Origin of the sequence: Aggregatibacter actinomycetemcomitans (genome assembly GCF_023518055.1) — a bacterium.
GTDB classification, from domain to species: Bacteria; Pseudomonadota; Gammaproteobacteria; order Enterobacterales; family Pasteurellaceae; genus Aggregatibacter; species Aggregatibacter actinomycetemcomitans.
The window spans coordinates 342,816-362,954 of the sequence record NZ_CP085096.1; the positions used below are offsets into that span (position 1 = coordinate 342,816).

Consider the following 20,139-nt stretch of genomic DNA (forward strand, 5'->3'; position numbering starts at 1 on the left):
GTTAGATTTGCGGCCGGTAGGTACGCAGATAATTTTCACGATCTGCCACATTCACTTGTCGCACTACCCGACAAGGAGACCCCACGGCGACGGTGTTTGCGGGAATATCTTTAGTGACTACGGAACCCGCAGCAATTACCACATTATCACCAATTGTCACACCGCCCAGAACCACAACATTGCCGCCAAGCCACACATTATTGCCGATGGTAATCGGAAGCGCCTGCTCCCAGCCGGCAAGGCGCAATTCGGGATCGAGCGGGTGTCCCACCGTATATAAACTCACATTGGGCGCAAACATCACATCGTTGCCGATGGTCACCGGTGCGTTATCTAAAATGGTGCAGTGATAATTGGCGAAAAAGTTTTTTCCCACCTTAATATTGCTGCCGTAGTCACAATAAAAGGGCGCATTGACATGCGTTGTCGCGTCGGCTTTGCCAAACAAGGCTAAAATCAACCGCACTTTTTCCGCTTTATTGCTCGGACGGGTCAGAATATTGAATTGGTACAGTAACTCTTTGGCACGCAGACGCATTGCTACCAGCTCATCGGTGTAAGGCTGATGGGCGAGACCACGCAGCATTTTCTCTTTTTCGCTCAGCATCAGTTTTCTCTCAATAATTTATTTACGCGCACATCAAATACATCCATCCCGGCACTTAATCCCGCCTGAATGCCCAAATCACCGTCTTCAAAGACTAAACAGCGTTGTGGTTTCACCTTAATCAGTTCGGCACAACGTAAAAACGTGTCCGGCGCAGGTTTATGATGTTGAATATCTTCGGCGGTGACAATGGCGGAAAAGTATTTTTCAAAATCAAATTTATCCAATAGAATTTCTGTCATGGCACGATGGGAACCCGTGCCTAACGCCAACGGTTTTTTGCTGTAAAAAGAACGCACGACACTGGCGGCGGGCAATAGCGTGGCGTGTTGCATAATCAGCTGTTTGCCGTATTTGCGTTTCAAATGGATGACATCATCCAATCTTTCTAACGGCATGGCATGGCGTTTCATCATTTCCTGCGCGATGGTTTTTACCGGCGCACCGCCTAGTTCATATAATAAATTGCCGTCAAACGGATAGCCAAAATGTTGACCCACCATTTCCCACGCCTTGGCGTGACTTGGCATGGTGTCGATAACCGTGCCATCCATGTCAAAAATTAAACCGTCATATTGGTTTATTACATCATTATCTAACATATTGCCTTCCGGATTGTCTTAGTTACAACAAATAAGATAGCTATTGTGCAATAAATTTATGATCCGTGCATCGTTTAATTTCGGCGGTATGCGGTTATACTTAGTCAGCTTTAGGTGAGAGCAGGTAAATGGATATTCAACAACGGCTGTGGATTTTTCAAACGCGGGAGCTCATTGACGATCATATCGTCGAGACCGTACTCAATGTGCGCCGGCATTTGCAACGCCAATGGCAGGTGGACGTGGAAACGGAACAGGTGAAAATGATGTTGGTGCATATTGCCAGCGCGTTGGGGCGCATTAAACGCGGACATTGCGTTTCGCCGTTGTATGCGGAATTGCTGTTGGAAATGAAAAGTGCGGTGGTTTTTCCGCAAGTTTTGCAGATTCACCAAAATGTGTTGGAACTGATTCCGTTAGATATTCCGGAAGAGGAACAGACATATTTCCTGGCGAACGTATATGGTTTGGTATTGGATCAGCCGCATGTGCTGGCGCGGGTAAGTTAAAAACGCATGGAAAAACCACCGCACTTCTTGGCGTTTGAGTAAGATAAATGAGAAATTGTTGGAATGTGAAATGGCGCACCCGAAAGGATTCGAACCTTTGACCGCTCGGTTCGTAGCCGAGTACTCTATCCAGCTGAGCTACGGGTGCGTAGTGAATGTTTAACTCGCTCAAACCATTTTAAACCATAGAGTCGACTTAAAATGGCGCACCCGAGAGGATTCGAACCTCTGACCGCTCGGTTCGTAGCCGAGTACTCTATCCAGCTGAGCTACGGGTGCGAGACAAATTAAACAAATGGCGGTGAGAGAGGGATTCGAACCCTCGATGGAGTTTTTGACCCCATACTCCCTTAGCAGGGGAGCGCCTTCAGCCTGCTCGGCCATCTCACCACAATCGATTTGTGGGCGGTATGATACGGGTTTATGACAATAAGTCAAATTATTTTTTCCGAAAAGTGCCTGAAATCAACTTGGTTGAGCGATTTCTCAACAAATCCGAACGGGGTTTTTGTCCTTTATTTTCCGCGTAAAATTGCCCGTAAATTGGCGATATGGCTTTGTGTTTTTGCCTGTTGCTGTTCGGCGCTTAACGGCGGTTTATCCCGCTCCCATTGCAAATCGTTTTCCGGCAGTTCCAACAAAAAGCGACTCGGTTCGGGACGGATTAACTCGCCGAATTGACGTCGTTCCTTACACAAGGAAAACCACAGATTCTGTTGCGCACGGGTAATCCCCACATACGTCAAACGACGCTCTTCTTCCACATTGTCTTCGTCAATGCTGGTTTGGTGCGGCAAAATACCTTCTTCCATGCCAATTAAAAACACATGGGGAAATTCCAGCCCTTTGGAGGCGTGTAGCGTCATCAATTGCACCTGGTCGCCATCATTTTCCTCTTCGCCGCGCTCCAGCATATCCCGTAAGGTCAAGCGGGTGACAATTTGATTGAGGTTCATGGGCTCGTTAAACTCGTCGCCTTTCAACATGCCGGCGACCCAATCGAACAGCATCGCCACGTTTTTACTCTGCATTTCCGCCGCTTTCGGGCTGGTGGCGTATTCGTACAAATATTCTTCATAGTGCAACGAGGAAAGCATGGAACGCACCGCCCGTTCCGGTTCGGAGCGCTGAATTTCGTCATTCAGTTCCACAGTCCAGCGGGCGAATTTTTGCAATGCGTCATACGCTTTCGGCGTGACCCGTTGAAGCAGCTCAAAATCAAAAATCGCTTCAAACAAACTGATATGTTTTTCCTGCGCCAAGGAACCCAGTTTTTCCAGCGTCGCGGTGCCGATTTCCCGCTTCGGCGTGTTTACAATACGCAAAAATGCCGCGTCGTCGTCCTGATTCACCACCAAACGCAAATACGCCATCATGTCTTTAATTTCCGTGCGGGAGAAAAACGACGTGCCGCCGGAAATTTTGTACGGAATGCGGTTTTGCATGAGGATTTTTTCCAACAGGCGCGATTGATGGTTGCCGCGATACAAAATGGCATAATCGCGATAATGGGTTTTGCCGATAAATCGATGCGCAATCAGCTCGCCTACCACGCGCTCCGCCTCGTGCTCTTCATTTTTCGCTTCGATAATTTGTAATTTTTCCCCTTCGCCTAAATTGGAAAACAGTTTTTTGTCGAAAACGTGCTCATTGTTATCAATGAGAATATTGGCGCAGTGTAAAATTAGTTGGCTGGAACGGTAGTTTTGTTCCAGTTTAATCACCCGTAACGCCGGGAAATCATCGCGCAGCCGCACCATATTCTGCGGACGCGCGCCCCGCCAGGAATAAATGGATTGATCGTCATCGCCCACTACCGTAAAACGGGCGCGTTCGCCCACCAACAGTTTAATCAGTTCATATTGGCTGGTGTTGGTGTCTTGGTATTCGTCCACCAACAGATAGCGAATTTTCTCCTGCCATTTTAACCGCACTTCGGCGTTCTGTTTGAACAACAACGTCGGCAGCATGATCAAATCGTCAAAATCCAAGGCGTTGTAAGCGCGCAGTTGTTTGTTGTAGCGATCGTAACAATGGGCGAAGGTCTGTTCTTTGTTATCCCGTGCCAACCCCAGCGCCTGTTGCGGACTGTATAAATCGTTCTTCCAGTTGGAAATACGGTTAATCAGCTCGCGCAATACGCCTTTGTCTTCCTGCAACACATCGGCGGTGAGTTCTTTTAACAGCGCCATTTGGTCGTGTTCGTCAAACAGCGTCATATTGGCTTTAAAGCCTAACTGTTTGTATTCACACTTAATAATATCAAAACCTAAGGTGTGGAAGGTGGACACAATCAGCCCTTTGGATTGTGCTTTGCCGATGGATTGCGCCACGCGCTCTTTCATTTCGCGGGCGGCTTTGTTGGTGAAAGTGACGGCGGCGATTTGCTTCGGAAAATAACCGCACTTATCGATTAAATGGGCGATTTTGTTGATGATTACGCGGGTTTTGCCGGAACCGGCGCCGGCTAGCACCAGGCAAGGGCCGGAGACGTATTCCACGGCTTGTTGTTGTTGCGGATTGAGTTTCATATTTGTCGGTTATTCGCTTTGCGACCAGGCATAAGGCAACAGGGCGGTATCCAATAAAAAGGACAGCGGCAGGTCTAAAATCGGCAAGCCCCAGCGTTTCGCCATGTCAAAATCGTACTTGGTGCCGGCGTAGGCGCTGTAAGGTTCCGTGGGATCGATCAGCTTGACCACCGTGCCACAACCGCTGATAGCAAAAAGTGCGGTCGAAATAAAGAGTGTTTTTACGGGTTGAAATTTCATAAGCGGGCGGATTGTACATCAAATCGGCGCAAAGCAGGAGGGGAGGCATAAAAATCTTGCGCCGCAGGTTGCCCCGCAGCGCAATGGTATTGATGAATTCAGCTTAGAAACGATATGTAGCGTTGGTGCTATATACATTACCTCTTAACTTTTGACCATCAAATTTGTTATGAGTCCTTAAATATTCCAAGCTTAGCTCAAAGTCCGGTACCAGATTGACCTTAACACCCGCACCAAAACCTATACCGTTTTTGGTATCACTATGCGTAGCTGAGTAGTTGCGTGTACGAACCTCACTTTCAAATTTAGCAGTTTGCACCCCAACTTTGGCATAAGGAAGAATGCTTGGTGTTACGCGATAGCCTTGTAAGTAACTTACGCCCAAACGTGCCTTTTCGTTCAGTTTGCCACGGTAGCCGGAGGCGTTATTATCATGTAACGTTGATTTGTTTAACTTCAATTTTCCTTCAATAATACCTACGAAATCGTTACCATAGTCGATGCCATAATCGGCAATTAAATCAACGTTAGAGATACGTTTTGCGTCTTTGTACTTGGTTGTGCCTACACCAACACCAATTCCAAAGCCGGTAAAATCTGAGGATGCCACCGCGGAGGTTGACACAAGAACAGCTGCGCTAAGCGCTAAAAGCGTTAATTTTTTCATAAAAGCCCTCTATTAGATTTAATTAGAACCGGCTTGAGTATAGGCACTTTAGCTAGGCGGATCAAGATCTTTTGCCGATTTTGTGGATTCTACAGATGAAAGTGCGGTGATTTTTGTCAGTAATTTTAATTGGTTATCAAGCCCGTATTATTCCATGCGCCGCCCCCCGATTTTCGCTATAATGTGTCAATTATTCATCAACATCATGAGATTATTATGGCCCAAATTGCTGCAAATCCCCTCGTTCTGGTGGACGGTTCTTCCTATTTATATCGCGCGTTTCATGCGTTCCCGCCACTGACCAATTCCGCCGGTGAACCGACGGGCGCCATGTACGGCGTGCTGAATATGCTGAAAAGCCTGATTTCGCAGGTGCAGCCGAGCCATATTGCAGTGGTGTTCGATGCCAAAGGCAAAACTTTCCGTGATGAAATGTTCGAACAATACAAATCCCACCGCCCGCCCATGCCTGATGATTTGCGCAAACAGATTCAACCCTTGCACGACATGATCCGCGCGCTGGGCATTCCGTTGTTGGTAGTAGACGGTGTGGAAGCGGACGACGTGATCGGCACGCTGGCAAGTCAAGCGTCGAAAAACGGGCAAAAAGTGCTCATCAGCACCGGCGACAAAGATATGGCGCAGCTGGTGGACGACAACATTATGTTGATTAACACCATGAACAACAGCCTGCTGGATCGCGCGGGCGTGATTGAAAAATACGGCATTCCGCCGGAATTGATTATTGATTATCTGGCGCTGATGGGCGACAGCTCCGATAACATTCCGGGCGTGGCGGGCGTGGGCGAAAAAACTGCCCTTGGGCTTTTGCAGGGCATCGGCAGCATGGCGCAAATTTATGCCAATCTGGACAAAGCCGCCGAACTGCCGATTCGTGGCGCGAAAAAGCTGGGCAAAAAATTACTCGCCGAAAAAGCCATGGCGGATTTATCTTACGCGCTGGCAACCATTAAAACTGATGTGATGCTAGAATTTTCGCCTCATGAACTCGCCATCGGCGACAGCGATAACGACGCCTTAATCGCGTATTTCGGGCGTTATGAATTTAAACGCTGGCTAGGGGAGGTGATGAATGGCGCCGGTACTGTCACGCAAAGCGCCGAGCAACCCGTAAAAATTAACCACTACCAAGCCACGCCTGCAGCAAAAATCGATGAAAGTGCGGTCGAAAATGCCGTTAAATTTCACATTGATCGCAGCCGTTATGAAAACATTCTCACCGAGGCGGATTTGGCGCGTTGGCTGGAAAAACTGAACGCCGCCAAACTCATCGCCGTGGATACGGAAACCGACGGGCTGGATTATATGTCCGCCAATTTGGTGGGCGTTTCCTTTGCCTTGGAAAATGGCGAAGCGGCGTATTTACCGCTCCATTTGGATTACCTCGGCGCACCGAAAACGCTGGAAAAAAACACCGCACTTTCTGCCCTTAAACCGATTCTGGAAAACCCGAACATCGGCAAAATCGGGCAAAATCTCAAGTTCGACATGACCATTTTCGCCCGCAACGGCATTGATTTGCAGGGCATCGAATTTGACACCATGTTGCTTTCCTACACCCTGGACAGCACCGGGCGACACAATATGGACGACTTGGCGAAGCGCTATCTCGGACATCAAACCATTAGCTTTGAAGACATCGCCGGCAAAGGCAAAAACCAGCTGACCTTCAATCAAATTCCGTTGGAACAGGCGGGCAAATACGCGGCGGAAGATGCCGACGTGACCATGAAGTTGCAACAAGTGTTATGGCAAAAATTACAGCCGCAACCCGGTTTGGTAGAACTCTATCAATCCATCGAACTGCCGCTGCTCGGTGTGTTATCGCGTATGGAACGTTACGGCGTGCTGATTGATTCCGACGCGCTGTTTTTGCAATCCAATGAAATTACCGAAAGATTGACCGCACTTGAAATGCAGGCGCACACTTTGGCGGGACAGCCGTTCAATTTGGCATCCACCAAGCAGTTGCAGGAAATCTTGTTCGACAAACTCGGCTTGCCGGTGCTGCAAAAAACCCCGAAAGGCGTGCCGTCCACTAATGAGGAAGTGCTGGAAGAACTGGCGTACAGCCACGAATTGCCGAAAGTGCTGGTGGAACATCGTGGCTTGAGCAAACTGAAATCCACGTACACCGACAAGTTGCCGCAAATGGTGAATCCGCAAACGGGGCGCGTGCACACCTCCTATCATCAGGCAGTGACGGCGACAGGGCGGCTTTCTTCCAGCGATCCGAATTTACAGAACATTCCGATTCGCAACGAAGCAGGGCGCCGCATTCGCCAAGCCTTTATTGCACGTGATGGCTACAAAATCATCGCCGCCGACTATTCCCAAATTGAGCTGCGCATTATGGCGCATTTGTCCAATGACCAAGGCTTGATCAACGCTTTCGCGCAAGGCAAAGACATTCACCGTTCCACCGCCGCTGAAATTTTCGGTTTGCCACTGGAACAGGTCACGAGCGAACAACGCCGCAACGCGAAAGCCATTAACTTCGGCTTGATTTACGGAATGTCTTCCTTCGGTCTTTCCCGCCAGCTCGGTATTTCCCGCGCCGACGCACAACGCTACATGGATTTATATTTCCAGCGCTACCCGAACGTGCAAACCTTCATACATGACATTCGCGAAAAAGCCAAAGCACAGGGCTATGTGGAAACCCTGTTCGGACGCCGTCTATATTTGCCGGAGATCAATTCTTCCAACGCCATGCGTCGCAAAGGCGCGGAACGGGTGGCGATTAACGCGCCGATGCAAGGCACCGCCGCCGACATCATCAAACGCGCCATGATTAAACTGGATGGCATCACTCGTGATGACCCGGACATTCACATGATTATGCAAGTGCACGATGAACTGGTGTTTGAAGTGCGGTCGGAAAAAATCGCGTTTTTTAGCGATCTCATCAAACAACACATGGAAGCCGCCGCCGAACTGGTGGTGCCACTGATTGTAGATGTGGGCGTAGGTGAAAATTGGGATGAAGCGCATTAAGTTAAAGGGAAAACATGACACATAAAATCGTTCGTAGCGCAGACTTCACCGCCGCCCACGCCCGGGGCGGTTTGGACATTACTGAAATAAACGGCATCAGCGTGCGTTTACATTGGACCGACGAACCTTACAAATGACACACCAATGACGGCGAAGAAATATTTGCCGTAATGGACGGCGTAGTAGAAATGCACTACAAAGAACACAGCGAAGCCAGAAGCGTATTGCCGGAAAGCAGATATTTTTTACGCCGGCATCGGCATCGAACACGTCGTCCACCCGCAGGGCGAAGCGCGGATTTTGGTGGTTGAAAAAACGGGCAGCAGTGTTTAATAAAAAAGTGATCTGCACCCAAAACCTGAACACCTAATTATAAGGTGCTGGTTATGTCCTACTCTTATCAATTTCGTTTAAAAATTATCAAACCGATCACCGAACAGGATTTTAGTATTTATAAGGTGTCTAAACTTTATAAGATTCCTCATTCTCAAGTCATTTATTGGTTAAAAGCCTTTCGTGAAAGAGGGCTTGATGGCATAAAATCGCCTTATACTAAACCTAAAACCTCCAAAATTCTGAAACCCAAAATGAAAAAAACGCAGATTGAAGTGGCTGAAACAACCGACTTTTCACCACAAGCCTTTAAAAAACTGAAACGAGAACCCGCCCTTGAAAAAGCGGAGATTGATTATCTAAAAAAGTTAGTGGAATTGGGGCGATCAAAAACAAATTAAACTCGATTTAAAAGTATTGAGCCTGGTACAATACCGAGCTCAATACTTCAGTTAACTGACCTGTCCAACTTTTGGGGGCAGATCAAAGTGCGGTCAACTTTTTTGTTATTTTTTAGGTAAGGCTTCACTAACAACATTTAATTTTACATTTGATGTTTTGAAGGCCTCAAAACGCGGATTTTTCTTCATAAATTTAATGAAGCTTTCTGCATCCGGAAGATAGGTATCTGTACCTTCGTATTTCGGGTCATTGAAAAGATGACCAAAGGTTTTATATCCGTCTTTACCGCTGGCAATATAGGAATTGGTTCCCACTAGATAACGTTTATTATCGTCAATATCTTCCCATTGTTGTGTTTGTTTATTGAAGACCTCAACGCTTACTAAGCGTTTACCGTCGGCATTTGGCGTTTCATTGGCTTCATAACGAACACCCGCCCCGTAAGGGAAGCCGCCGGTAGAACCGTCAACTAACGCAAATTGCAGAGCATCTTCCAAAGCTTGTTTAATCAGTGAACCTTCCATTTTATAAGTAAATAAAGTATTACCAAATGGTAAAAAGGTATAGGCATCATTAAAGGTGACGTCACCGGGTAAAATATCTGAACGTACACCTCCGGCATTTTGAATAACCAGATCTACATTTTTCAATTCGTTGTACATCGTTTCTGCCACAAAACGGGTCGCAACCGAACCTTCAGGGTTAGAACCTGCTTTATTCGGGATGCGATTATCCGACCCGCCCGGCATCGCTTGCCCAACGATTGAGCCGATGACTTCTTTTGCCAGTTGATCCTTTTCATATCGATATTTGCTAATCAGTTTATCCGTTTTTTTATCATGATAATCCAATGAAATGCTTTTCATCTTTTGTAAACTTTGAATTGCTTTTTGACGTTCTTCTCCACTAAGTTCCTGCCAATTACCGTCACTGTTTTTAACTTTTAATTTATTTGTGCTCATTAATACATGTGGAGTTTTTCGGATTATGGAAGCGATCCCATCTTTGCTGAATTTAACGCCTAAATCGCCCACTACGGCGGAATAAGCCCAAGCTTCCATCACAAAAACAGGTTCACCATTCGGGCTTTTAAATTCTAAGGGATATTCATATACCACCGGCAATTTCAATTCACGCAACTCGTCATTACCATATAAATAGTGTGAATCGCCGGTAACAATAATATCAATATCATTTACTTTTTGCGCAATTTCTATGTTCTTTTCACTGCCCGCATGGGAAAGTAAGATAATTTTGTTAACACCCTGTGCTTTTAAAGCATTCGCCATAATTTGGGCTGTTGCAATTTCATCATAAAATTTAACATCTTTCCCGGGGGAAGATGAATTAACGGTTTTATTTACTGTATCTAACCCAATAATGCCGATATTTTCTCCATTCACCGAGAAAATATCATAAGGTTTCCATTTATTGTACAAAATAGAACCTTTATCAGGAATGACATTAGCAGATAAAACAGGGATTTTTAGTGGTTCAAGTAATTTTAATAAACCTTCATTTCCCGCATCAAACTCATGATTGCCCAGTGTAAAATAATGAAAATTACCTGCATTCATTACCGCTGCATCGGCCGAACCGCCAAAAAGGGTAAAATAAAGTGTTCCTGTAATAGCATCGCCTGCATGTAATACTAGCGGATTTTTATATTTTTTGCGTAATTCATTAAGCTTGCTGTTAACTGCGGAAAAACCGCCAATATTTACTTTAGTTTCTTTACCGTTTAATAAAATGCGGGCTTCGTGAGGCTCCAAATAAGAATGATGATCATTAATATGCAGAATGCTCAATTCAACAGCTTTGTGGTTATCCTCCGGCGGATTTGCCGCTAACCCGGAGGTTGAACAAAATACAAACGTAGTACTAAGAATGTGAGTAAGTGTTTTTTTAAGTGTAAACATAAGAACTCCTATGATTGTTAAATAGCTTATTCTAAGCCTTCCAACATTGCCTGAAAGGTTTTATAACGGGTTGTATCATTATTGTGTTGCAAATTTTCACGCGGTTGATCCAAGTAAGAAAAATCATCAACTTCAACCCCTTTAAACTGCTGATCAAAAATTGCAGCTGCCAAGGCAAGGCGTGGCTTAATAACGGAGGAAGGGGCAATAACACTTACTCGATTTTCAGTGATAGTAAACTGTTTTTTATTAGGAAAATCTTGGTACATTTGTTCGCGGATTCGCTGGAAAATGGTTTTAGCAGGTTCTGCCAATACGGATATTTGCGTAGTCTTTGCTCCTTTTTCTGTTAAAAGCTGAACAAATTGATTAGCGTTTGGCATGTCTTTAATATAGATTTGAGCGCGTTCATTTGCCAAGAAAGAGATCAAAAGATTTTTTTTCATTTCCTGCATTAAGGTGTCATCAGCCGTTTCAATTGGCTCAAAATACAGGTAATCAATAAATTTGGGTGTCAGATTTTTCTCTGTTTTAAAAATACGGGTCAGAATTTTTTCGGTAGTCCGAATTTGTTGCGCAAGACGTTGTGGGGATAGGGAAGACAAAGACGTTAACTTTTTTTGTAAAACGATAATTTGTTTTTGTTCTTGTCGGGCAAGTGCAGCGGCTAATTGCTGTTTTACATCCTGTATGGATTGGTTCGACCGGTTTTGACCGGTGTGTTCGATATTTTGCATAGTTTGTCCTTGAATACTAAAAAAATATGTAAGCAAAAATAACACGGAATGAATCTTTTTTTTCATTGTGAACCTCACGTTTTAGCAACATGTTCAGAATAATACCTTGGCGCTATTATATCTCAAAGGAGTCAGCTTAGCACAAAATAGTGTATTTTTGTTGTAGTTTCAAAGTGATGATAGGAAATTATTACAATGGAAATTCATTTTATTAAAATAATAGGGATAGGTTTTAACATAATATATGGCATTCCAAACTCATTAATTTTTAACCGCACTTTTACCTCGGCAGGCAAATCTATTACAATGAACACAATTTTCACATCTAGCAAAAGGACAGAACTATGATTATCGTAACAGGCGGCGCGGGCTTTATCGGCAGCAACATCGTCAAAGCATTAAACGACATGGGATGCAAAGATATTTTAGTGGTGGATAACTTAAAAGACGGCACCAAATTCATCAACTTAGTGGATTTAGACATCGCCGACTATTGCGACAAAGAAGACTTCATCGCGTCCATCATCGCCGGCGACGATTTGGGCGACATCGACGCCGTGTTCCACGAAGGCGCGTGCTCCGCCACCACCGAATGGGACGGCAAATACATCATGCACAACAACTACGAATATTCCAAAGAGTTACTGCATTACTGTCTGGATCGCCAAATTCCGTTCCTCTACGCCTCCAGTGCCGCCACCTACGGTGACAAAACCGAATTCCGCGAAGAACGCGAGTTTGAAGGCCCGTTAAATGTGTACGGCTATTCCAAATTTTTATTCGACCAATATGTACGTGCCATTTTGCCGGAAGCGCAATCGCCGGTGTGTGGTTTCCGTTACTTCAACGTGTACGGCCCGCGCGAAGGACACAAAGGCTCCATGGCAAGCGTAGCGTTCCACTTAAACAACCAAATTCTGAAAGGCGAAAACCCGAAACTGTTCGCCGGCAGCGAACACTTCCGCCGTGATTTCGTCTATGTGGGCGATGTAGCAGCAATAAATATCTGGTGCTGGCAAAACAAGGTTTCCGGCATTTTCAACTGCGGCACCGGCAACGCCGAATCCTTCGCCGAAGTGGCAAAAGCCGTTATCAAATTCCACAACAAAGGCGAAGTGGAAACCATCCCGTTCCCGGAACATTTAAAATCCCGCTACCAAGAATACACCCAAGCGGACTTAACCAAACTCCGCGCCACCGGCTACGACAAACCGTTCAAAACCGTGGCGGAAGGCGTCGCGGAATATATGGCGTGGTTAAATCGTAAATAGAACGAAAGAATCTGTTTTAGCAGAGAAATTCAAACGAAAAACAGCGTATAAGTACGGTTAAAATCCATCGTGTTTTTTAGCCGCACTTTTGAAAATAGCAATGACAAATAAGGCAAATAATTATATTATTTGCCTTATATTTTAAGGCGAATAATAAGGTAATTGCGGCATGGAACAACAATATATTTGGCAGAAGGTAAATTGGCGGCAATGGGAATACGACTTGCCACAGTTACTTCCGCTATTAAACCAAGCCCATTATCAACAGGGCTTACTGCTGGGAAGATTGTTGGATATCGGTTTAGGTGAGCGTGAACAGATCTGCCTTCAGGCATTAACCAACAGTGTCCTCAAAAGTAGTGAAATCGAAGGCGAAATGCTCAATGCACAATCCGTGCGTTCTTCCCTGGCTCGCCGTTTAGGCGTTAATATCGGCGGATTAACCGCAACGGATCGTGCCGTCGAAGGCGTCGTAGAAATGACGTTAAATGCCACTGAACAGTTTGATAGCCCACTTACTCTAGAACGGCTGTTCGGCTGGCATGCCGCACTTTTCCCAAGCGGTTATAGCGGAATGGTAAGAATTCGGACGGCACAATTGCGCGATGATAACAATGGTGCAATGCAAGTAATTTCAGGGAGAATCGGGAGACAAAAAATTCATTTTCAGGCACCGCCGGCTGAACAACTTGAAAAGGAATTAATGTTATTTCTAACCTGGCTGAATGATTCGAACCAACTGCTTGATCCTTTTATTAAAACCGGCATCGCTCATCTCTGGTTTTTAACTCTGCACCCTTTTGAAGATGGTAATGGTCGCATTGCACGTGCTATTGCGGATTATTTGCTTGCCAAAGCTGATAGAAACCCACAACGGTTTTACAGCCTGTCTGCCCAAATCCAAAAAGAGCGGTCGAGTTATTATGTGATTTTAGAGCAAACCCAGAAAGGCGAAACCAACTTAACCCAATGGCTGATGTGGTTTTTAGCCTGTTTAATCAATGCCATGAAGCAGGCACAGGAAACCTTGGATAAAGTTTTACTGAAAACCCGATACTGGCAATCCTGGCATCGGTTTTCGCTCAATGAACGGCAAATTAAAGTTCTCAATCTTATGTTAGATGGCTTTGAAGGCAAACTTGGCAATAAAAAATATGCCGCCTTAACCAAAGTGTCGCGGGACACCGCCTTGCGGGATCTCACGGATTTAGTCGCAAAAAATATATTGAAACGCGCGGAAGAAGGCGGGCGGAGCATTCATTATGAATTAACACCCCCGGATTTATCACAAGTTTAAAATCACTTAAGGTGAAAAAATGAATATCCTGATTATCGGCCCGTCTTGGGTCGGCGATATGATGATGTCGCACAGTTTGTATCAACAGCTCAAATTGCAATATCCCCATTGCCACATCGATGTGATAGCGCCTAATTGGTGCAAACCGTTGTTGGCGCGCATGCCGGAGGTGCGGAATGCCATTGAGATGCCACTCGGGCACGGGAAATTTGCGTTGTGTGAGCGTTATCGTTTGGGCAAGGCGTTGCGCAACCAATATGACATGGCGATTGTGTTGCCGAATTCGCTGAAATCGGCGTTTATTCCGTTGTTTGCGAAAATTGCCGTGCGGCGCGGTTGGAAAGGGGAAAGCCGTTATTGGCTGCTCAATGACTTACGCCATAACAAACGGGATTACCCGATGATGGTGCAACGTTATGTGGCGTTGGCGTTTGAAAAAAATGCCGTGCCGAAAGCCGTTGAGATTCCTGTGCTGAAGCCTTATTTAACCGTCGAACCTAGCCGGCAGGCGGCGACCTTAAAAACGTTTGAAAAACCGACCGCACTTTTAGGCAGGCGTCCGATTGTCGGTTTTTGCCCCGGCGCGGAATTCGGTCCGGCGAAGCGTTGGCCGCATTATCATTATGCCGAACTGGCGCGGATGCTTCTTGAAAAAGGTTATGCAGTGGAACTTTTCGGCTCGCCGAAAGATGTGGACGCCGGCGAACAAATCCGTAACGCCTTGCCTGTCGAACTGCAGCCTTTCTGCTTGAATCTGGCGGGACAAACCAATCTCAATCAGGCGGTGGATTTAATCGCCAACTGCACCGCCGTCGTCAGTAACGACAGCGGTTTAATGCACATTGCCGCGGCGACCGATCGCCCGTTAGTGGCGCTTTACGGCCCAACCAGCCCCGCTTACACCCCCCCGTTATCGGACAATGCCGAAATCATTCGGTTAATAGAAGGGGATTTGATTAAAGTACGCAAAAGCGCCGACAGCACGGAAGGCTATCATCAGAGTTTGATCGATATTACGCCGCAGCTGGTGTTTGAAAAGTTAATGGGATTACTCAATCAATAGCCACCTGACCGCACAAAAGTGCGGTCATTTTTTTCTTTGAATTTCGCATTAAACCCTTTGGGGGCAATACGTTAAAAGATCTATACTATTGCCCTGATTTACTTTTTCGGAGTTGTTATGCCGGATCGCTCACCTAATATCACGACACATGATCCTTTCGGCAGCTTGTTGGGTTACGCGCCCGGCGGTGTTGCCATTTATTCTTCAGATTACAACACAGCGGATGCGCAGGAATACCCTGACGATGCCGCCTTTCGTAGCTATCTCGGCGGCGAATACATGGGCTACAAATGGCAATGCGTGGAATTCGCCCGTCGCTATCTTTATCTCAATTACGGCATGGTGTTCACCGATGTGGGCATGGCGTATGAAATTTTTTCCTTACGCTTTTTGCGCCAAGTGGTGAATGACGCCCTGTTGCCGTTGCAAGCCTTTGCCAACGGCGGCAAACGGGCGCCGGAATGCGGGGCATTGCTCATTTGGCAGGAAGGCGGCGAATTTAAGCACACCGGGCATGTGGCGGTGATTACTGAAGTATTGGCGGACAAAGTGCGTATCGCCGAGCAAAACGTGATTCACTCCCGCCTGCCAAGCGGTCAACAATGGACACGTGAGCTGCCGATGACGGTTACGGCTGGGAGATACCTCCTGCAAGACACCTTTGATGACACGGAAATTCTCGGCTGGATGATTCAAACGGACAACGAGGAATTTAGTCTGCCGCAACCGATGCCGGCGCCGGAGAAACTCACCATTCATGCAGAACACATTGAAAATCAGGGACAATTCGCCGCCAATTGGCTGAATGAAGACAACCCGCTGGAAGCGGCTTACGTGAAGGCAATGAAGGGACACATCGTCAATCATGGCGATCAATATCGCTATTTTGCCCTTTCCGAAAGCGCACAACATGAGCTGATTCGCGCCACCAATGAGCTGCATTTGATGTATTTGCACGCCACCGACAAGGTGCTGAAAGACGATAAGTTATTGCAATATTTCAATATTCCGAAACTGCTGTGGCCGCGTTTACGCTTATCCTGGCAAAATCGTCGTTATCAAACCATCACCGGCAGAATGGATTTTTGTTTGGATGAACGCGGTTTGAAAGTTTATGAATACAACACCGATTCCGCCTCTTGTCACGCAGAAGCGGGGGCGATTTTGCCCCATTGGGCGGCACTGGCGGGTTTAACCTTAAGGCATGACCCTGGCGAAGGCTTACGCAATGCCTTGGCGGATACCTGGAAACACAGCCACGCCACGCCGTTGGTGCACATTATGCAGGATCACGATGCGGAAGAAGAATATCACGCCTTGTTTATGCGTGATACGCTGACGCAGGCGGGTTTTAACACCAAGATTATCCACGGCACAGAAGGGTTGCATTGGGATACGCGCGGACAATTATTGGACGACGAAAATCAACGGGTGCAAAGCGTATGGAAAACCTGGGCATGGGAAACCGTGCTGGAACAATTACGCGAAGATGCCACCGGGCGTGAAGTGGCACCGCCGATTCGCACCGGTTATCCGGAAGATAAAGTGCGGTTGATTGACGTGTTACTTCGTCCGGAAGTGTTGGTGTATGAGCCTTTATGGACGGCAATTCCAAGCAATAAAGCGATTTTGCCGGTGTTGTGGTCGTTGTTCCCGAATCACCGTTATTTGCTGGAAGCCGGTTTTGAACTTACGCCGAAACTCATTGCCAACGGTTATGCGCAAAAACCTATTGCCGGTCGCCGTGGCGATAACGTAAAACTTATCGGCGAGTGCAAAACCGTCTTGGATAGCACCAACGGGTGTTTTGCTAAACAAGAAAATATCTACCAGCAATTATGGTGCTTGCCGAAAGTGGAAGATCAATATGTGCAGGTGTGTACGTTTACCGTAGGCGGGCATTATGCCGGCAGTTGTTTGCGCTCCGACCCGACCCGCGTGATTGTGGGCGACAGCGATATGCAACCGTTGCGAATATTGAGCGACAAAGTGTTTACGCAAAAAGCAAAATAGTCTCAAGCTAGGATCAAAATAGGCACCTTGAAAGTGCCTATTTCATTAGAAAGTGCGGTCAAAAAACACAGCGTTTTTTATATGCTTATTTTTTGCCTTGTTCTTCTTCCGGTTTCACTTCCGTATCTTGCAACCAACCCGGTGCAACCCGGCTCATATCCGGCAACTCGTGCGCAATACCTTTATGGCAATCAATACAGGTTTTGCCGTTTTCCTGCGCAAATTTGTGCATTCTTTGTGCCACGGTTTTTTGTTGGGAGAAATCCATACGATCCATTTTGTGGCAGTTGCGACATTCTTGGGAATCGTTGGCTTTCATGCGCTCCCACTCGTTTTCCGCCATGTGCGGACGACGGGCATTGAATTTCTCCAACGTATCAGTTAAGCCCATATAATGCGCGTACACTTCTTTTGCCGCCACCATTTTACGCCACATTTTCGGTCCGAATTCATGGGGAACATGACAATCCGGACAGCTGGCGCTCACGCCGGTGCGGGTTTGATAATGTACGCTGTGCAAATATTCCGGGTACGCATCATTCATGTGACAGCCGGCACAAAATTGCTCGGTGTTGGTTTGTTCCAAGCCGTAGTTAAAACCGACCCAGGACAAAATACCGCCGATAAAGGATAAGACGATAATCGTGCCTACCGCAATACGGCTAGGCGATCTGAACCAACGCCAGAATCGCACTAAAATATTTGGTTTCTTCGCTGACATAACCACCTCTTAATTACTGTCCGTAACCTTTCATCGGTTTGAATTCGTTTGGCACGATTGGCTCAACATCGGATTGAGAAACGTGGCATTGTAAGCAGAAATAACGACGCGGAGAGGAGCTGGAGCCGAGGTTGCCGTCGCGATCCATAAAGTGCGTCGGGCTGATACGGGTTGCACCGGTCACGCGCGACGCTTCAACGCTGTGGCAGTTTAAGCATTGGTTCACGTTTTTGGTGACCTGATAATTTTTCACACTATGCGGCACCATTGGCGGTTGATTCACATAGTTTAAGGCAGGCAGTTCGCTTTGTTTCGGTGCATCATGAAATGCCGGCGAGACACTTTCCGGTGAATTATGGAAAAAATCTCCAGCGCCTTCCGTCGGCTGTTGCGCCATAACGGACGTCGCGAACAATGCCGTAAATAGCGCACCGCTAAAAGCAAATACGTTGTTTCTAATCATTTTAATCACTCCCCCGAATGATGGAATTTTTTTATTTTTATTGGTTTAGGGTGACGATAGGAATGTCGTTATTAAACCGATGGCTAAAAGTTAATACGTTTTCAGCGCAGACATCAATGCAACGCCCGCAACTGATGCAATCTTGCGAAAGCACTAACAAGCTTTCGTTATTTTTTCCGTGTAATGGCGAACGCAACACTTGGGGTTCCGGGCAAACGTTGTAGCAATCCATGCAATTGTCACATCTTGCCCGATCAATCACTTTGATCCGAATCAGACTTTTCGCACCAATGACGCCATAGGTTGCGCCAATAGGACACAAATGCCCGCACCAACCGTGTTCAACAATGAATAAATCAAACAGAAATACCGCTAAAATCAACCATGCCGTCGCTCCGAAACTATAAATTAAAGCGCGACCTAACGCCGCCACCGGATTAATCCATTCCCACAGTAACAAACCGCTGACTGCACTGCCGACTAAAATCATCAGCAAAATGGCATAACGTAACCCGCGCGGAATTTTTGCCGTTTGGCGAATGCCCAGTTTCCGGCGAATCCAGGCGGCGCAATCGGTAACCACATTCAGCGGACAAACCCAGCCGCAGAAAACTTTGCTACCTAACAACGCATACAACGTAAAGATAATCAACGCGCCGATGAGGGTCAGGGTTCCCGGTAAATGCCTCGTGGAAAGGCTTTCCAACGTAATTAACGGATCACTTAACGGAATCACATCGAAAAGCAGACTTCCGCTGTAATTGCCTTTTAAAATCCACACGCCAAAGTAAGGACCGCTTAAAAACATCATCAGGATGCCGAATTGCGTGAGCCTACGCCAAAACAAGAAGCGATAGGCATGCCACCAGCCCAGTTTTTCCCGCGCCTCTTTGCCTGCAAATTTTGGTGAATTCGCCATTATTTGCCTCCCAATGTCGGTGCCAGAATCGGCTCCGGAATGTCTTCTGCGCCCATTACCGGCATTGTGGCTTCCGGCATACGGGTCGGCATCGAAATCAAATCTTTCGGCGCCAAGGAATGTCCGGCTTTCGCCTTTTCTTCCCAACCCAAACGATAATGTTTGCCTAACATGCCTTTCGCCAAATGCATCGGTAATACTTTGATTGCCGCTTCTTCCAAGACACACGCTTGTTCGCATTTGCCACAGCCGGTACAGCCATCGGAATGCACCGTCGGAATAAACACCGCGTGCTTGCCGGTGCGCTCATTACGATGGCTTTCCAGCGTAATGGCTTTATCAATCAACGGACAAACCCGATAACACACATCGCAACGCAAGCCTTGCCAGTTCAAGCAGGTTTCATGATCCAGCAACACCGCCAGCCCCATACGGGATTGATTAATATCCTGCGCCTCACGATCTAACGCACCGCTCGGACACGCATGGGCGCAAGGAATATCCGGACACATTTCGCAAGGTTTATCGCGCGCGATAAAATACGGCGTCCCCGCTTCCATTGGTGATAGCAACGATGCCAAATGCAACATATCATAAGGGCAGGCTTGCACGCACTGACCGCAACGAATGCAGGCGGAGGCAAATTTCTCGTCACTTTCGATGGCGAAAGGTGGACGCAATGCCACGCCTTCACGTGCCAAACTTTGTTTTTGCTGTAAGCCAAGTAACAAGCCAAGCCCAACAAGCCCGCCCGCAGTACGGGTGGCGTCTTTGAGAAATTTACGGCGTTCGGGCGTTACAGTCGGTTTTTGCATTTTCTTTTGATT

Annotated in this window: 19 protein-coding genes and 3 tRNA genes; 8 read left to right on the plus strand and 14 right to left on the minus strand. The window is 46.8% G+C overall.

Annotation, left to right across the window (positions count from 1 at the left end; translation table 11 throughout):
• Window position 1 precedes the first annotated feature (1 nt).
• Entirely contained in the window at window positions 2-607 is a 606-nt protein-coding gene (locus LIN98_RS01730; protein ID WP_005567063.1) for a sugar O-acetyltransferase, read from the minus strand.
• Window positions 607-1,209 carry a beta-phosphoglucomutase family hydrolase gene (locus tag LIN98_RS01735; protein ID WP_005567064.1) on the minus strand — a complete coding sequence of 201 codons (603 nt, stop codon included), beginning with the start codon at window positions 1,207-1,209 and terminating at the stop codon, window positions 607-609. The genes LIN98_RS01730 and LIN98_RS01735 overlap by 1 nt, the downstream gene beginning before the upstream one ends.
• Before the next feature lie 128 nt (window positions 1,210-1,337).
• On the opposite strand from LIN98_RS01735, the gene LIN98_RS01740 reads away from it, so the two are divergent.
• Complete coding sequence (locus LIN98_RS01740; RefSeq protein ID WP_005567066.1) at window positions 1,338-1,718, plus strand: PRD domain-containing protein; 381 nt, start codon at window positions 1,338-1,340, stop codon at window positions 1,716-1,718.
• Window positions 1,719-1,789: 71 nt separating this feature from the next.
• Here LIN98_RS01740 and LIN98_RS01745 read toward each other — a convergent pair.
• The 6 genes from LIN98_RS01745 to LIN98_RS01770 form a co-directional block, all read right to left on the minus strand.
• Window positions 1,790-1,866: transfer RNA gene (locus LIN98_RS01745), tRNA-Arg, on the minus strand.
• A gap of 54 nt (window positions 1,867-1,920) precedes the next feature.
• Window positions 1,921-1,997: transfer RNA gene (locus tag LIN98_RS01750), tRNA-Arg, on the minus strand.
• Between the two features lie 17 nt (window positions 1,998-2,014).
• Window positions 2,015-2,108, minus strand: a tRNA-Ser gene (locus tag LIN98_RS01755).
• A gap of 125 nt (window positions 2,109-2,233) precedes the next feature.
• Entirely contained in the window at window positions 2,234-4,249 is a 2,016-nt protein-coding gene (gene rep, locus LIN98_RS01760; protein ID WP_005570045.1) for a DNA helicase Rep, read from the minus strand.
• Window positions 4,250-4,258: 9 nt separating this feature from the next.
• The gene (locus LIN98_RS01765; RefSeq protein WP_005539105.1) at window positions 4,259-4,489 is read right to left on the minus strand and encodes a YceK/YidQ family lipoprotein; all 231 of its coding nucleotides are present in this window, start codon (window positions 4,487-4,489) and stop codon (window positions 4,259-4,261) included.
• 103 nt (window positions 4,490-4,592) lie between these two features.
• Window positions 4,593-5,156, minus strand: a complete 564-nt coding sequence (locus tag LIN98_RS01770; RefSeq protein ID WP_005548103.1) for a porin family protein — start codon at window positions 5,154-5,156, stop codon at window positions 4,593-4,595.
• 216 nt (window positions 5,157-5,372) lie between these two features.
• On the opposite strand from LIN98_RS01770, the gene polA reads away from it, so the two are divergent.
• The 3 genes from polA to LIN98_RS01785 all read left to right on the plus strand — a co-directional run bounded on the left by polA (window position 5,373) and on the right by LIN98_RS01785 (window position 8,908).
• Entirely contained in the window at window positions 5,373-8,174 is a 2,802-nt protein-coding gene (gene polA / locus LIN98_RS01775) for a DNA polymerase I (RefSeq protein ID WP_050846190.1), read from the plus strand.
• A 14-nt stretch (window positions 8,175-8,188) separates the two neighbouring features.
• Window positions 8,189-8,311, plus strand: a complete 123-nt coding sequence (locus LIN98_RS01780) for a hypothetical protein (RefSeq protein WP_005548099.1) — start codon at window positions 8,189-8,191, stop codon at window positions 8,309-8,311.
• Between the two features lie 249 nt (window positions 8,312-8,560).
• Window positions 8,561-8,908 (plus strand): helix-turn-helix domain-containing protein, encoded by a 348-nt coding sequence (locus LIN98_RS01785; protein ID WP_012820817.1) that lies wholly within the window; start codon window positions 8,561-8,563, stop codon window positions 8,906-8,908.
• 105 nt (window positions 8,909-9,013) lie between these two features.
• Here LIN98_RS01785 and nadN read toward each other — a convergent pair whose 3' ends face one another.
• Window positions 9,014-10,828: an NAD nucleotidase gene (gene nadN / locus LIN98_RS01790; protein ID WP_005538478.1), complete on the minus strand. Its 1,815-nt coding sequence runs from the start codon at window positions 10,826-10,828 to the stop codon at window positions 9,014-9,016.
• 26 nt (window positions 10,829-10,854) lie between these two features.
• Window positions 10,855-11,631 carry a hypothetical protein gene (locus LIN98_RS01795; protein WP_005548092.1) on the minus strand — a complete coding sequence of 259 codons (777 nt, stop codon included), beginning with the start codon at window positions 11,629-11,631 and terminating at the stop codon, window positions 10,855-10,857.
• A 278-nt stretch (window positions 11,632-11,909) separates the two neighbouring features.
• Here LIN98_RS01795 and rfaD point away from each other — a divergent pair, with 278 nt between their 5' ends.
• The 4 genes from rfaD to gss all read left to right on the plus strand — a co-directional run bounded on the left by rfaD (window position 11,910) and on the right by gss (window position 17,209).
• Window positions 11,910-12,836, plus strand: coding sequence for an ADP-glyceromanno-heptose 6-epimerase (gene rfaD, locus LIN98_RS01800; RefSeq protein ID WP_005566984.1), 927 nt, complete (start codon window positions 11,910-11,912; stop codon window positions 12,834-12,836).
• 169 nt (window positions 12,837-13,005) lie between these two features.
• Entirely contained in the window at window positions 13,006-14,133 is a 1,128-nt protein-coding gene (locus LIN98_RS01805) for a DUF4172 domain-containing protein (protein ID WP_005548086.1), read from the plus strand.
• 19 nt (window positions 14,134-14,152) lie between these two features.
• Entirely contained in the window at window positions 14,153-15,196 is a 1,044-nt protein-coding gene (gene waaF, locus LIN98_RS01810; RefSeq protein ID WP_005592506.1) for a lipopolysaccharide heptosyltransferase II, read from the plus strand.
• Between the two features lie 117 nt (window positions 15,197-15,313).
• A complete protein-coding gene (gene gss, locus LIN98_RS01815) occupies window positions 15,314-17,209 on the plus strand; it encodes a bifunctional glutathionylspermidine amidase/synthase (protein ID WP_005569424.1) in 1,896 nt (631 codons plus the stop codon).
• Window positions 17,210-17,294: 85 nt separating this feature from the next.
• Here the strand turns inward: gss and LIN98_RS01820 are convergent, their stop codons facing one another.
• From LIN98_RS01820 to napG, 4 genes are read right to left on the minus strand one after another with little or no spacing between them, the layout of a single operon-like run.
• Window positions 17,295-17,930 carry a NapC/NirT family cytochrome c gene (locus LIN98_RS01820; RefSeq protein ID WP_005569423.1) on the minus strand — a complete coding sequence of 212 codons (636 nt, stop codon included), beginning with the start codon at window positions 17,928-17,930 and terminating at the stop codon, window positions 17,295-17,297.
• A gap of 13 nt (window positions 17,931-17,943) precedes the next feature.
• A complete protein-coding gene (locus LIN98_RS01825) occupies window positions 17,944-18,393 on the minus strand; it encodes a nitrate reductase cytochrome c-type subunit (RefSeq protein WP_005548078.1) in 450 nt (149 codons plus the stop codon).
• Between the two features lie 37 nt (window positions 18,394-18,430).
• Window positions 18,431-19,312: a quinol dehydrogenase ferredoxin subunit NapH gene (gene napH / locus LIN98_RS01830; RefSeq protein ID WP_005548076.1), complete on the minus strand. Its 882-nt coding sequence runs from the start codon at window positions 19,310-19,312 to the stop codon at window positions 18,431-18,433.
• The gene (napG, locus tag LIN98_RS01835; RefSeq protein WP_005585478.1) at window positions 19,312-20,127 is read right to left on the minus strand and encodes a ferredoxin-type protein NapG; all 816 of its coding nucleotides are present in this window, start codon (window positions 20,125-20,127) and stop codon (window positions 19,312-19,314) included. Before napG ends, napH begins: the two co-directional genes overlap by 1 nt.
• Window positions 20,128-20,139: the final 12 nt, after the last annotated feature.